Consider the following 15,691-nt stretch of genomic DNA (forward strand, 5'->3'; position numbering starts at 1 on the left):
CAATTTTTAAACGCTTTGCGCTTGTTGTTCTTGTTTTAATTGAGCCGCTTCTTCATCAGTCACAAATACATAATGTTCTGATCTTATTTCTTGAAGTCTTCGCTCTGAATTTTTAGATTCATCTTCTTGATAAGCTACGCGTTTACGCGTTCTTTCACTATCTGGGTCAGGTTGAGGAATCGCTGATAATAATGATTTTGTATAATCATGTAATGGATGATAATAAATTTCGTCAGCTGAACCTAATTCGACAATTTTTCCAAAATGCATGACTGCAATGCGGTCAGAAATATATTTAACCATCGATAAATCATGGGCAATAAATAAGAACGTAATACCTCTTTCTCGCTGAAGTTTCAACATTAAATTAACGACTTGAGCTTGAATAGATACGTCTAGAGCTGAAATGGGCTCATCCGCAATAATAAATTCAGGTTCTACTGCTAACGCACGCGCAATACCAATACGTTGACGTTGCCCACCAGAAAATTCATGTGGATATCTATTCGCATGCTCCTTACTTAAACCTACCGTTTCAAGTAAGTCATAAACACGACGTTTACGATCTTTTTTACTACTTGCCAATTTATGAATATCAATACCTTCTGCGACAATATCCATTACTTTTAGTCTAGGATTTAATGAAGCATAAGGATCTTGGAATATCATTTGAATCTTTTTATTAAATTTTAATAAGTCTTTTCTTTTTGAAATTTTTTGAATATCTTGACCATCGTATAAAATTTCTCCACTAGTAATATCATTCAGCTTAATAATTGCTTTCCCTGTTGTTGATTTACCACATCCAGATTCTCCCACTAATCCTAATGTTTCCCCTTTGTATATGTTGAAAGAAATGTCTTCAATAGCTCTAACTTCGTTGCGCTTACCTTCGTTAAAGTATTGTTTTAAATTTTTTATTTGTAATAAAGTCTCTTTATTATTCTTCATTGAACGACACCCTTTCTACTTGACGTGGTTTGTCATAATTATTAGGCATATGACGTTGTTTCTGTTTAACCATTGCTGGTGGTTCTACTTTAGGTGCACGTTCATCTAATAACCATGATTTTACAAAGTGAGTCGGTGATACTTTGAACCAAGGTGCTTCTTCTTTGAAATCAATATCCAATGCATACTGACTTCTTCTGGCAAAAGCATCTCCTTTAGGTGGGTGTAATAAATCAGGTGGTGTACCTGGAATTGCGATTAATTCAGTTTCATTACTTGTTGTTAAATCTGGCATAGATGATAAAAGTCCCCAAGTATATGGATGTTTAGGGTCATAGAAAATTTCGTCTACATCCCCTGTTTCAATCATTTGTCCTCCATACATTACTGCTACTCTATCAGCAATATTCGCTACTACACCTAAGTCATGTGTAATAAAGATGATTGAAGTATCAATCTTTTTCTGCAAATCTTTCATTAAATCTAAAATTTGAGCCTGCATTGTTACATCCAATGCTGTTGTTGGTTCATCTGCAATTAACACTTTAGGTTCACATGCTAAAGCTGTTGCGATAACAATTCTTTGTCTTTGACCACCTGAGAATTGATGCGGATATGCTTTGAAACGTTTTTCAGCATTTGGTAATCCAACTAAGTTTAAAATTTCCAATGCACGTTTTTTTGCTTCTGCTTTACTATAATTACGATGCTTAATTAAAGGTTCCATTACTTGCTTCCCAATTTGCATCGTTGGATTGAGTGATGTCATTGGATCTTGGAATATCATTGAGATATCTTTTCCACGTAATTTAATTAATTCTTTTTCAGATTTACTTGCTAAATCTTCTCCAAGAAAATCAATTGAACCTTTTTTAATGCGACCCGCATCTCCTTGGAATAACTTTGTGATTGCTTTTGTAGTTACAGACTTACCTGAACCTGATTCACCTACAATGGCTAATGTTTCCCCTTTGTTTAAATAAAAATCTACGCCTCTAACCGCTTGCACTTCCCCTGCAGTAATGTCAAAGGAAACATGCAAGTCGTTGACTTCTAATACTCTTTCTGACATAACGTGTGCCTCCTTTTTTATTTACGCATTTTAGGGTCAAATGCATCGCGTAAACCATCACTAAATAGATAGAAAAATAAGATTAATAAACTTAAAATTGTTGCTGGAATAAATAATTCATGTGGATGGATTAATAACATTGCACGTCCATCATTAACCAATGAACCTAGTGATGTTTTTGGTGCAGGAACACCAATTCCAATGAAGCTTAAGAATGCTTCGAAGAAAATCGCACTTGGGACAGTAAACATAGATGTTACTACAATAGCCCCTAATGTATTAGGTAGAATGTGTTTGAAAATTAAGTTGAATTTTGATGCACCTAATGTTCTTGATGCCATAACAAATTCTTGATTTTTTAATTTTAAAAATTCACCACGAACGACCCTACTCATTCCTAACCATCCTGTAATGGACATGGCTAAAATGATCGTCCAAATTGACGGTTCAAAAATGAGTACAAATAAAATTACTACAATTAGGTTGGGAATTGAGGCGATAATTTCTAAAATACGTTGCATGATATTATCTACTCTTCCCCCAAAGAAACCTGAGATAGAACCGTAAACGACACCAATGAAGATATCTAATAATGCAGCGACTACACCGATAATCAATGAAATTTGTGCACCTTTCCATGTTCTCGTCCATAAATCACGCCCCAGTTGATCTGTACCAAACCAATAATTATCTTTAGCTCCTACTTCTTTATAAGCATTTTTCCCATCACTTCCAATACCATCAAAAGGTAAAAATTGGACTTTATCTAATACAGGTATCTTTGCCGGTAGATTACGATATTGAACATTTTGTTCAGCATAATCATGTTTACTTATTAAGGGCCCCACGAGTGCCATTAGTATAATGAGTATTAGACCAATCATCCCTATTAACGCTAATTTATTGCTTTTAAGTTGTGTCCAAGCATCTTGCCAGAAGTTTCTACTTTCTCGTTGCATTTCTGGCTCTTTATTTAAATCTATCTCTCTTAATACAAAACCAGTAGATACTGCTCCTTCAGAGGTATGTGTCATTGCTGCATTTGAATGATCATCAAATGGTTTATCAATATTTTTATTCACCATTATTTTTTACCTCCTTGCACACGAATTCGTGGGTCGATAATGCCGTATAAAATATCGACTATAAAAATAGATACTATAAATAACGTACTGAATAATATTGTAGTAGCCATAATGACAGAGAAGTCGTTTGTCGTAATCGATCTAACGAATTGATCCCCTAAACCCGGCACTCCGAAGATATTCTCAATTGTTAGTGTACCTGTTAATATCCCCGCTAACATTGGTACAAGAATGGTAATTATTGGTATTAAAGCATTTCTCAATGCATGTCCAAACAGTATTCTCAAAGAAGAGTTCCCTTTTGCTCTTGCTAGTAATATGTAATCTGAACTTAACACTTCAATCATTTCTGCTCGAATATACCTTGCAACTGTGGCCATTACCCCAGCAGATAAAGCTAATGAAGGCAATACTGCTGTTGAAAATCCTTCCCAACCTGCTACTGGGAACCAGCGTAAACGTACCGCGAACACATATTGTAAAAGTACTGCTAATACGAATGAAGGTACTGATACAGCGATTACTGAAATAACAGTTGTTGTATAGTCTACCCAAGTGTTTTGTTTCGTCGCTGCTGCTACACCTAGAATTAAACCTAGAATGACCCCTATAACCATAGCGGTAATCCCCATTTCCATTGATGGAATTAATCTTGGTCTAATAAGCCCCCATACCGGTTGATTATGATATTGAAACGAATATCCAAAGTCCCCTGTTACGACATTTTTCAAATAATGAAGATATTGCACTGCTATTGGATCATTTAAACCATACTTTTCATTAAGAATCGCCTTTTGTTCAGCGCTTAATTTCGCATCGTTGAATGGTGATCCAGGCATTAATTTCATTAAGAAAAATGTAATAGTAATAATAATGAAAAGTGATAAAAACATGTAGCCCAAACGTTTCAAAATATATCTAGTCATCAAGCATCCCCCTTTTTGAATTTTCTAAATTAACATTCCCTTCGAAATTTTCAGAAATATTTATTAATATTATATATACTATTTTCATACAATTGCAATATTATTTTACATTTCATTAATAAAAGTATGATTTTTTATAATCTTTAATAAACACATAGGTTTTATTAAAATTATTTGCAAAATTCTATATTTATATTCTTTTAGGAGTAAGTTAAAATAAATTAAATCGTTAACTGGAGGTATGACTATGAGGAATTTTAATAACTGGATAATATGGCTACTCATCACTCCTACTTTATCAGTCATACTATGGTTTATTTTTACTAACCATTCTTTCATTTCATTTATAAATACACTGTTTTACATATCTTTTATTATCTTTATACTCATATTCATTATTTTGCTAGTTCAAGAAGGTATTTTTGATGCGACAAGTTATGGTTTTAGAAAGATTCGTTATCAACTTTCTTCACGCGCTAAGAAGAAAATGATGGAATATGATGATTTTTTCAATCCTCAACAAGCTAAAAAAGATACCTATTTTGTTTCTACATGGATAGGACCTGCTTTAATGAGTAATGTTGCTTATTTTATTCTTACAATTATTATTTCCTTAACTTTATAAATGTCTTTCTCACACAAAAAAGACCATGAACACTCATCGAGTTGTTCATGGTCTTGCATTTTCAAAAATAAGTGTATTACGCTTCGAATTTCTTAAAAACTAATACGGCATTATGTCCACCAAAGCCAAGACTATTACTCATAGCATAAGTAATTTCTAAATCTTGAGCTTCATTAGGAACAATATCTAAGTCACATTCTGGATCTGGCGTATTAGCATGGATTGTTGGTGCCACTTTAGAATCACGAATAGATAATGCTGAGAAGATGGCTTCAAGTCCACCTGTAGCCCCTAATAAATGACCAGTCATAGACTTAGTTGAGCTTACTTTCAAGTCTTTAGCAGCGTCACCGAAAGTATTCTTAATCGCTTTAATTTCATACATGTCACCTACTGGTGTACTAGTACCGTGCGCATTTAAGTATTGAACCTCTTTCGCTTCAATGCCAGCATCATCTAAAGCAGCTTGCATTGCGCGGGAACCACCTTCACCTTCTGGCGCTGGTGCAGTGATATGATACGCATCACCGGTTGAACCATACCCTACGATTTCAGCGTAAATTTGAGCACCACGAGCTTGTGCTGATTCTAGGGATTCAATAACTAAGATACCCGCACCTTCACCCATTACTAAACCATCACGGCCTTCTTGGAAGGGACGACAAGCTGTTTCTTTATCATCGTTAGTGGATAAAGCACGACTCGCACTAAAGCCAGCTAATGCCATGTGTGTAATAGGCGCTTCAGTACCACCTGTAATCATTGCATCTGCATCGCCACGTTGGATGATTTTAAATGCTTCACCAATTGAGTTCGTACCTGTTGCACATGCAGTAACAGTAGAACCATTTGGTCCTTTTGCACCTAAATCAATTGAGACTTGGCCAGTCGCCATGTCAGGAATAAGCATAGGAACGAAGAAAGGACTTACTCTTCTTGGGCCTTTCTTTTGTAATGTAGTATGAGCGACTTCAAATGTTTCCATACCACCGATACCTGAGCCAATCCAAACACCAATACGATCCGCATTGTCTTCTTTAATTGTTAATTTAGCATCTTCCACTGCTTGACGTGCAGCAACTACAGCGTATTGTGTGAAACGATCCATACGGCGTGCTTCTTTTTTCTCCAAATGATCTTCAATATTAAAATCTTTAAGTTCACCTGCTAAATGAACATTATAGTCTTCAGTGTCAACACGTGTAATCGTATCAATACCGTTAACACCTTTTAAAGCATTCTCCCAACTTGAATGGGCATCGTTTCCGATAGGTGATAATGCACCCATGCCTGTAATTACAATTCTTTTATTCTCAGTCATACATTATATCCTCCTATTTACCCCATTTGATAACCATAGCGCCCCAAGTTAGGCCACCACCGAAACCTACTAATACTAAAGTATCGTCATCTTTAATTCTTCCATTTTCTAATTCTTGTTGAATACTTAAAGGTATTGAAGCTGCAGAAGTGTTACCAAATCGGTTGACAGAAACACTCATCTTTTCTCTTTCTATACCCAATCTTTCTCGTGCTGATTCCATAATTCTAATGTTCGCTTGATGTGGAATAAACATATCAATATCTTCAGACTGTAAACCAGCTTTTTCTACTACACGTGTAGAAGCATTACCCATTATTCTAACGGCAAATTTAAATACTTCACGTCCATTCATTACTAGTTTACCAGTATCTTTGTCTAAATATAAGTATTTACCACCCGAACCATCTGATCCCATCTCATAGCTAATAATGCCTCGACCTTCAGATACTTCTCCGATGACTACAGCACCAGCACCATCACCAAATAAGACTGCAGTAGAACGGTCAGTTAAATCTGTAATTTTAGATAATTTATCTGCCCCTACAACCAATATATTTTTATAATCACCTGAATGAATATATTGTTTAGCAGTAATCATTGAATACATAAAGCCAGAACAAGCAGCTAATTGGTCCATCGTTGGCACTTTGCCTGTACCTAGTTTTTCTTGTAACATATTTGCTACTGATGGAAATGGCATATCGCCCGTTGCAGTAGCAACAATAATCATATCTATATCAGTAGGTTCAATACCTGCGTCCGCAATCGCTTTTTTACTTGCTTCATAAGCTAAGTCTGATGTATCTTGGTCTTCGTTCGCCCAACGTCTTTCTTTAATGCCTGTCATTTTAGAAATCCATTCATCTGACGTTTCTAAAAACCCCTCGAAATAGGCGTTGTCTACCACTTTATCAGGCGCATATGCACCGAAACCTTTTATACCTACGTTCATGAACGTACACCTTCTTACTTCATTTTTTAATACCAGGTATTAATTTAACACATTTTTTCTTCTCAACTCAAGTAGTTACACTTTTTTAGCCTTTCTTTTTAGGAAAATTAATAAAAATCACAATACGCCTAAATTTTAGAACAATTTCCAACACTTACCTACTAACACTATACAAACAATACACTTTACATTAAAATGAAAGTATATAAATTTTGGAGGTCATTTGTATGAAACACCTCATCACATTTATCTGGGCATTAATCTTAATGCAAATGGTTAACTTTGTATTAAACAGTTTAAATGGTGGCGGCTCAGCAAACTATATTACACCAGTCGTTATAGCAGTATTCATTACAATTATGATTGCTATCTTAGGCGCTATGATTAAACCAAACGATTATGCCCGTAAAGGTAACAGACATATTTAATAATACTTATTAAATAGTTCAAAAATACGGTTGATGAAACTTTTAACGTTCCATCAACCGTATTTTTTGTATTAAATATATGAATAAATATCTTACCTGGCTTAAGCTATGCCTAGGGCAAGCGAACCCAACAATATGCAGAAATACATTGAATTCCCATAAAAAATAAAAAACCTAGAAAGTGCTCATCACACTCCCTAGGTTTTTCCTCATAAATCATTATTCATTTTCAGGTTTTTGCACATCGAAAGTTAATTCATGATTGTCATCTAAATCAACATTTATCACAGTACCTTCTGGTAAACTTTCTCTAATCATCATACGTGCTAATGGTGTTTCAATTTGACGTTGTACGAAACGTTTCAATGGTCTTGCACCAAATTGTGGTTCGTACGCTTCTTCGCCCAACCATTTTTTTGCATCATCAGATACTTCAATAGAAAGACGTTGATCCATTAAGCGAATATTTAATTGAGTTAAAATTTTATCAACAATCATACTCATATCGTTAATAGACAATGGTTTGAATAATACAATATCATCCATACGGTTTAAGATTTCTGGTTTAAAGAAGGCATGTAAGCTATCCATTACAGCTTTTTCAGTGTCTTCAGTAATTTCACCACTATCTTTAACGTTTTCAAGTAACACTTGTGAACCAATATTACTAGTCATAATAATGATAGTATTTTTAAAGTCCACGCTACGTCCTTTAGAGTCAGTTAAACGACCTTCGTCTAGGATTTGAAGTAATACGTTGAATACATCACTATGAGCTTTTTCAACTTCATCTAAGAGAATAACTGAATAAGGATTACGTCTTACCGCTTCAGTTAATTGACCACCTTCATCATGACCTACATAACCTGGAGGGGCACCAATTAATCTAGAAACAGAGTGTTTCTCCATATACTCACTCATATCAATTCTAATCATATGTTTTTCAGAATCGAATAATGAAGCAGCAAGTGATTTAGCTAATTCAGTTTTACCTACACCAGTTGGTCCTAAGAATAGGAAGCTACCAATTGGTCTATTAGGGTCCTTAATACCTGCACGTGCTCTTACCACTGCATCTGATACTAAATCTACAGCTTTATCTTGACCTACTACACGTTCGTGTAGGATGTCACTTAAGCTTAATAATTTTTCTCTTTCAGTTTCAACTAATTTAGATACTGGAATACCAGTCCATTGACTGACAATATCGCCAATTTCTTCATCAGAAACAACTTCACGAATCATACGTTCACTGTCGCCTTGTTCGTCTTGGTATGCTTCCTCAAATTCTTTTAATTCTTTTTCTAATTGAGGAATTGTACCGTATTGTAATTCAGCTGCTTTTTCATAGTTGCTTTCAGTTTGAGCATCCTCTAAAGCTTGACGACTACGGTCTAATTCAGCACGTTTTTCTTGTACTTTCGCGATTTTTTCTTTTTCTTGTTCTACACGAGATTGTAGAGCAGCTTGTTTTTCTTTTTCATTAGAAAGTTCTTCTTGTAATTCTTCTAAACGAAGTTTACTTGCATTATCAGATTCATTTTTCAATGCACTTTCTTCGATTTCTAATTGCATAACACGTCGGTTAACTTGGTCTAATTCAGTTGGGTTAGAACCCATTTCAGTACGAATTGTTGCACAAGCTTGGTCGACCAAGTCGATGGCTTTATCTGGTAAGAATCTATCAGTAATGTAACGATCTGATAATTCAGCTGCTGCTACTAAGGCACGGTCTTGGATTCGTACACCATGATACACTTCATAACGTTCTTTCAAACCACGTAATATTGAAATAGTATCTTCAACATCTGGTTCACTTACGCCTACTTTTTGGAAACGACGTTCTAATGCAGAGTCTTTTTCAATATATTCTCTGTATTCATTTAAAGTAGTAGCACCGATACAATGTAATTCACCACGTGCTAACATTGGTTTCAACATGTTGCCAGCATCCATTGCGCCGTCTGTCTTACCAGCGCCAACTAACATGTGGATTTCGTCGATGAATAAGATGATACGTCCATCAGATTCTTTCACTTCTTTAAGCACTGCTTTAAGACGCTCTTCGAATTCACCTCTGAATTTCGCACCAGCAACTAAGGCACTTAAGTCTAATTCAAAGATTGTTTTATCTAATAAAGATTCAGGCACATCTTTACGTACAATACGTTGCGCTAAACCTTCAACAATGGCAGTTTTACCTACTCCTGGTTCACCAATTAATACAGGGTTGTTTTTTGTTTTACGACTTAAGATTCGAATTGTATTACGAATTTCTTCATCTCTACCAATAACAGGGTCCATTTTACCTTGGCGTACTTCTTCTACTAAGTCACGACCATATTTTTCTAAAGCTTCGTAATTTACTTCTGGATTTTGTGAAGTCACATGATTTCCCCCTCTTACTTTAGTAATAATTTCTTTTACAACTTCTTCTTTATTACCTACAAATTGCTTTGTAATATCGTCAATATCCATTGCAGCACGTAAGATATGTTCCATTGAGATATATTCATCTTCATATTCTTTCATATATGATTCAGCTTTATTTAATAATTCATTTGCTTTTGAACCAATATATTGTCCGTATTGAATGTTATCTCCTTGTACTGAAGGATAATTTTTTAATTTATTTGTATACGCTTGATTTAATTCATTAGTATCTATATTTGCGCGTTCTAATATGCTTTTAAATAAGCTATCAGTTTCTTCTAAAGTTCCTTTTAATATAGCTTCAATTTCAATATTTTGTAATTCATTTTCTTTACTCAATTCAACCGCTTTTTGTAATGCGCCTTGAATTGCATATGTCATTTGATTAATATCCAAATTTATTCACCCCTACTTATTTAATAAGAGCAAGATCAAATACTTCTTTTTTGACTTTGACTTTCTTTGACCTTAATTACATTATAGACCCTCTTAGACTATTAAGCAACATTTATACTCAGCTTTTTTTATTTTTTGAAAATGCGCGCCACTACAAGTTTCACACGTTTTCATTATCATCTTTCACATCATGTTTTATCACATTATGCTTATATATAAACATTCATTTCTTTACCTTTTCAGCTTTAAAGTCAAACTTAGCCACATTAAATGAAAACAAAAATCAGACCAGCTCAATGAATCATTTCACTAAACTGGCCTGTCATAATTATTTATTTTTTGTATTTTTCTTAATTGCTTTCAGTATTTCATCAGATAGTGCTTCCACACCATTATATTCTAGGTGCACGCCGTCAGGAGCAAAGTAGTTTGAATGACCTTCTGAACGTTTATACCAATCCACTAATGTAACATTTTTATGATTTTTAGCTGCATCAGCTAATTGTTTATTCACATTATCTTGCCAATCTCTTGGTACACGAGTATTGACTAAATAAATTTGCGCTTTACCAAATTTACTAATCAATTGATCTAACTCTTCTTTAGTAAAGTCACCATTCGTACCAAGTTCTAAGACAACTTGATCTGAAGGTTTATTATAATTTTTATAGTTATTAGCAATTGTCAACGCTTCTTGTAAATGACGTCCAACTTTACCATCAATTGTAGCTTTTGGAACTTGAGATTTGAATGCTTCTCCAATATCCACCATTACTGAGTCACCAATTAATAACGGACTAATATTTGTATAAACTTGATCTTTTTTCTTACTATTTGTTGATGAGCCATCAAGTTTAATATTTTCTCCTGGCATCATTCTCACTAAATATTTGTCTGTTTCATTCGTATTAAATGAATTCGCTTTGTTTGTAATTTCATCTTTTCCAAAACGATCAAATGCACCAGCAAATATTAATAATAACGGAATCGTTAAAATGGTTATAACGATAGTTCTAATAAATTTAGATCGTCGTAAACGACTGAATGAGAAAGCTTTAAGTCCCTCTCTTCTAAATGGTGTTTCTACATAACGGTAAGATAATTCAGCAAATAAAACAGTTAAAATAATATCAATAATATAGATATAAGCCGGAATCTGTCCATCTGTAAAGTGAATATGTACGAAACTGATAACCGCGAAATGCCATAAATACAGACTATAAGAGCGTTTACCAATATAAACGAGCACTGGATGACTAAGAAACTTTGCTAGTATCGTACTCGGATGGACTACGCTTGCAATAATAAATAACGTTACTCCTGAAATGAGGTAGAATCCTCCATTGTATATCCATGCACTGTTATCACTTACTGTAAAGAATAATATGATTAATATGACCAAACCAACTACACCTACACCGTCTATAGTACGTTGTAGAACAGCTGGTGGTTTTGCTTTTAATTTAAAAGGTGGCCACATAAACGCTAATATCACACCAAGTAACAACGTTTGTAAACGCGTATCTGTACCAAAGTAAACGCGAGAATATCCCACGTTTGGTTGTGAAATTATCACCATCGCTAATAAAGAAATTAACGATATAATCCAAAATATCAATGTAACATTTTTATACTTTTTGATCGTTAACAATAAAATGACTAACACAAATGGGAAAAATAAATAAAATTGTTCTTCAATAGCAAGAGACCATAGATGTTTAAGTGGCATAAATGAAAATTGTTCAAAGTAGTTTACATCTTTCGCAATATACCACCAATTTGAAACATAAAATAATGCAGCAAACATATCATGTTTCACTCGCACAATTTGTTGTGGTTCAAATATTAATGTAGCTAACCCGATCACGATTAAAAGTGCTAACACAGCCGGAAGTAAACGTTTAATGCGTCGTATCCAGAACCGTTTAAGATTAATGATGCCGTTCTCTTCGTATTCTTTTAGTAGTAAACTCGTAATCAAATAACCAGAAATTACAAAGAATGTATCTACACCTAAAAATCCACCTTTAAGCCATTGTCTATTAAGATGATAAATAATGATGCCAATAACAGCGATGGCTCTTAAGCCATCTAACCCAGGCATGTAGCGCATTTTAGTCTTACGATCCTTACTTTTGTTTAACTTTACTTTCATTGTTCTCATTCTTTCCCTATAAAATAATAAATTTCGTATAAATTCATTAAATTTAAAAGCACTGCAAGTTAGGATAAAACGTAAGCCGATGATCTTTAACAACAGTTAAATTGATTAATTGTAAACTTTACAAAAATTTGAAAGACTGTCGAATATCTTATACTTAGTTGACTGAGCCTTCATTCACAATATGAAGTTTGATATTAAATATGTATCTCTTATGGTATAAGTCTTATATATAGTAGTATAAAATAGAAATCAATTCAATTTATATTACAATAATGTCACCCTTTAATTTTGTTCTTTTTTGAAATTGATATTTATTTTATTCACTTGTTTGCTATATGGTTCTGCCTTTTTAAGAAAAATAAAAAGCAATAGTACAGCATTAATGTGTACTATTGCTTAATAGAGAAATTTAGCCTACGCCTAAAGCAATCTTAGCGTATCTAGACATCATATCTTTATTCCATGGTGGATTCCAAACGATATTAACTTCTGTATCTTGAATTTCAGGAATTTCTGCTAATACAGTTTTAATTTGTTCAATAATTTGTGGTCCAAGCGGACAACCCATTGATGTTAATGTCATTTCGACTGTACATAAACCGTCGTCATCAACATTCACTTTGTATACTAAACCTAAATTAACAATATCAATACCTAATTCAGGGTCAATTACCATTTCAAGTGCACCAAGGATACTATCTTTTAATGCTTCTTCCATTAGTATCACCTCTCAATATTATCTTCCCTTAATATATCAAATATCCGACAAAACGCCAATAAAATGCTATGATACAACTACACAAGAAATTTGATGATATGTTACTCAAGGAGAAATTTATGGAACCGTATTTAATTTGTTTAGACTTAGATGGAACATTATTAAATGATAATAAAGAAATTAGTTCATATACAAAACAAGTTTTGACAACATTGAAGAAACAAGGACATCGTATCATGATTGCGACTGGGCGTCCTTACCGCGCGAGTCAAATTTACTATCATGAGCTTAATATGGATACGCCCATTGTTAATTTCAACGGAGCCTATGTCCACCATCCTAAAGCAGATGATTTTGAAACAACGCATGAAGTGCTAGATGTAGATTTATCTCGCCACATGATTGAAGCACTTCAAAAAGCCAATGTGACAAACATTATCGCTGAAGTACGTGACCATGTATTTATCAATAACCATGACCCACGTTTGTTTGAAGGCTTTTCAATGGGAAATCCTAAAATTCAAACGGGTAATTTATTAGAAGAATTAGATGAAGCCCCTACTTCTATTCTGGTCGAGGCGGAAGAAGTCAATATTCCACGTATCAAACAAATGCTGACTCGCTTCTATGCTGAGAATATTGAACACCGTCGTTGGGGCGCACCATTTCCTGTTATTGAAATCGTGAAACGTGGTATTAGTAAAGCACGTGGGATCGATCATGTGAAAGACTATTTAAATATCGACCCATCTCATATTATCGCTTTCGGTGATGAAGATAATGATATCGAAATGATTAAATATGCTAAATATGGAATCGCTATGGATAACGGTTTAGATGACTTAAAACATATCGCCAACCATATTACGCATTCTAATAATGAAGATGGTATTGGACGTTATCTCAACGATTTCTTTGAACTAAATATTCCTTATAAAGGATAAACGTTGATAGAGAGTGAGGTCGGGACAAAAGCGTTTAGGATTTGAGCAGAACCGAACAATGAGCAAAATTGTTTCTCAAATTTTGTCGAGTTGTGACGGCAACCCCAGCTTTCTTTGCTTGTAGATTTTCTTTTTGAAAATCTCTGTGCTGAGGGCCCCTCTGCCGAAAATCCTGCTTTTGGGACGCCGTTAATCGGTTTCCCAGAGCATAAATTCTTTATGTCTCAACCTCACTATTTTTATGACATAGATAATGGAGGATTATATATGACTAAGATAATTGTTGTCGGCGCTGTGGCGGGTGGTGCAACGTGTGCTAGCCAGATTCGTCGACTAGATGAAGACAGTGACATTATTATTTTTGAAAAGGACCGCGACATGAGTTTCGCAAATTGTGGCCTGCCTTACTACATCGGTAACGTTATAACTGAACGCGGGGATGTCTTACCTCTTACGCCTGAAAAGTTTAAAGATAAGAAAAACATTACTGTGAAAACGTATCATGAAGTAATTAGTATAGATGATAAAGCGCAAATAGTAAGTGTATTAAATCATCAAACTGGCGAAACATTTGAAGAATCATATGACAAATTAATTTTAAGTCCTGGTGCGAGCGCAAATCGATTAGGATTCGACAGTGACATGATCTTCACATTGCGTAACATGGAAGATACTGATGCAATCGATGACTATATTAAACAATATAAAGTAAAAAAAGCCTTAGTTGTAGGTGCAGGTTATATTTCTTTAGAAGTTGTAGAGAATTTGCATCATCGTGGTTTAAATGTGACATTGATTCATCGCTCTGAAAAGGTAAATAAATTAATGGATCAAGATATGAACCAACCTATTTTTGATGAACTTGAAGCTAACAACATTTCTTATCGTTTAAATGAAGAAATTGAAACAATTGAAGGTAAAACAGTAACTTTTAAATCTGGTAAAAAAGAAGATTATGATTTAATTATCGAAGGCGTGGGTACCCACCCTAATACCAAGTTCTTGAACTCATCAAATGTCGAGTTAGATGACAAAGGATTTATTCCAGTAAATGATAAATTTGAAACGAATATTTCTAATATTTATGCTCTAGGTGATGCAATCACATCTCATTATCGTCATGTAGATTTATCAGCACAAGTACCATTAGCCTGGGGTGCGCATCGAGGTGCAAGCATAATTGCAGAACAACTCGCTGGTCATAAAGACATTACGTTTAAAGGTTACCTTGGCGCAAATATTGTGAAATTCTTTGGCTATACTTTCGCTAGTGTTGGAGTAACGCCTTCAGAATTAGATAACTTTAACTATAGAATGGTTGAGTTAAAGAGTGGTGCTCATGCAGGTTATTACCCAGGGAATAGCGTATTGCATTTACGCGTTTATTTTAATAAAGAGAATAGACAATTATTACGTGCAGCTGCCATAGGTAAAAAAGGTGCAGATAAACGTATAGATATTTTATCTATGGCGATGATGACGGGCGTTACTGTAGATGAACTTACAGAATTTGAAGTAGCTTATGCCCCACCGTATAGTCATCCTAAAGATTTAATCAATATGATTGGTTATAAAGCTCGCGATATTAAATAAAAATAAAAACTCGAAGCCATGAGATACCACTCCTGTTAAGGACTATCTAGTGACTTCGAGTTTTTATATTATTTATTTTT

13 protein-coding genes are annotated in these 15,691 nt (G+C 34.4%); 4 read left to right on the forward strand and 9 right to left on the reverse strand.

All coding sequences use genetic code 11. The features are described from left to right. Positions 1-6: 6 nt before the first annotated feature. Genes MT340_RS09485 through opp3b form a run of 4 tightly spaced genes read right to left on the reverse strand, consistent with a single transcriptional unit; the run spans position 7 to position 4,034 of the window. Positions 7-951: an ABC transporter ATP-binding protein gene (locus tag MT340_RS09485; RefSeq protein ID WP_243603819.1), complete on the reverse strand. Its 945-nt coding sequence runs from the start codon at positions 949-951 to the stop codon at positions 7-9. Next, complete coding sequence (locus MT340_RS09490) at positions 941-2,023, reverse strand: ABC transporter ATP-binding protein (RefSeq protein WP_242238977.1); 1,083 nt, start codon at positions 2,021-2,023, stop codon at positions 941-943. Before MT340_RS09490 ends, MT340_RS09485 begins: the two co-directional genes overlap by 11 nt. A 17-nt stretch (positions 2,024-2,040) precedes the next feature. Next, a complete protein-coding gene (gene opp3C, locus MT340_RS09495; protein WP_481906664.1) occupies positions 2,041-3,111 on the reverse strand; it encodes an oligopeptide ABC transporter permease in 1,071 nt (356 codons plus the stop codon). Further along, positions 3,108-4,034 (reverse strand): oligopeptide ABC transporter permease, encoded by a 927-nt coding sequence (gene opp3b / locus MT340_RS09500; protein WP_243589734.1) that lies wholly within the window; start codon positions 4,032-4,034, stop codon positions 3,108-3,110. Before opp3b ends, opp3C begins: the two co-directional genes overlap by 4 nt. 247 nt (positions 4,035-4,281) lie before the next feature. Here opp3b and MT340_RS09505 point away from each other — a divergent pair, with 247 nt between their 5' ends. Further along, entirely contained in the window at positions 4,282-4,659 is a 378-nt protein-coding gene (locus MT340_RS09505; protein ID WP_243603820.1) for a DUF3899 domain-containing protein, read from the forward strand. 76 nt (positions 4,660-4,735) lie between these two features. Here the strand turns inward: MT340_RS09505 and fabF are convergent, their stop codons facing one another. Together fabF and MT340_RS09515 are read right to left on the reverse strand one after the other, a co-directional pair. After that, positions 4,736-5,980: a beta-ketoacyl-ACP synthase II gene (gene fabF, locus MT340_RS09510; protein ID WP_243603821.1), complete on the reverse strand. Its 1,245-nt coding sequence runs from the start codon at positions 5,978-5,980 to the stop codon at positions 4,736-4,738. Between the two features lie 13 nt (positions 5,981-5,993). Next, positions 5,994-6,935, reverse strand: a complete 942-nt coding sequence (locus MT340_RS09515; protein ID WP_243589736.1) for a beta-ketoacyl-ACP synthase III — start codon at positions 6,933-6,935, stop codon at positions 5,994-5,996. Between the two features lie 227 nt (positions 6,936-7,162). Between MT340_RS09515 and MT340_RS09520 the strand changes: the two genes are divergently transcribed. Beyond that, positions 7,163-7,363 (forward strand): YjzD family protein, encoded by a 201-nt coding sequence (locus MT340_RS09520; protein ID WP_243589737.1) that lies wholly within the window; start codon positions 7,163-7,165, stop codon positions 7,361-7,363. Between the two features lie 219 nt (positions 7,364-7,582). Here MT340_RS09520 and clpB read toward each other — a convergent pair whose 3' ends face one another. From clpB to MT340_RS09535, 3 genes are all read right to left on the reverse strand, one after another. Beyond that, a complete protein-coding gene (clpB, locus tag MT340_RS09525; protein ID WP_243603822.1) occupies positions 7,583-10,192 on the reverse strand; it encodes an ATP-dependent chaperone ClpB in 2,610 nt (869 codons plus the stop codon). Between the two features lie 328 nt (positions 10,193-10,520). Beyond that, a complete protein-coding gene (locus tag MT340_RS09530) occupies positions 10,521-12,347 on the reverse strand; it encodes an acyltransferase family protein (RefSeq protein WP_243603823.1) in 1,827 nt (608 codons plus the stop codon). A 418-nt stretch (positions 12,348-12,765) separates the two neighbouring features. Further along, positions 12,766-13,074 (reverse strand): metal-sulfur cluster assembly factor, encoded by a 309-nt coding sequence (locus MT340_RS09535; protein ID WP_011276244.1) that lies wholly within the window; start codon positions 13,072-13,074, stop codon positions 12,766-12,768. Between the two features lie 119 nt (positions 13,075-13,193). On the opposite strand from MT340_RS09535, the gene MT340_RS09540 reads away from it, so the two are divergent. Further along, positions 13,194-14,018 carry a Cof-type HAD-IIB family hydrolase gene (locus MT340_RS09540; protein WP_243589740.1) on the forward strand — a complete coding sequence of 275 codons (825 nt, stop codon included), beginning with the start codon at positions 13,194-13,196 and terminating at the stop codon, positions 14,016-14,018. A gap of 267 nt (positions 14,019-14,285) precedes the next feature. After that, the gene (locus MT340_RS09545; protein ID WP_243589741.1) at positions 14,286-15,611 is read left to right on the forward strand and encodes a CoA-disulfide reductase; all 1,326 of its coding nucleotides are present in this window, start codon (positions 14,286-14,288) and stop codon (positions 15,609-15,611) included. Positions 15,612-15,691 lie beyond the last annotated feature (80 nt).

It is taken from the genome of Staphylococcus sp. NRL 16/872, assembly GCF_022815905.2.
Lineage (GTDB): Bacteria > Bacillota > Bacilli > Staphylococcales > Staphylococcaceae > Staphylococcus.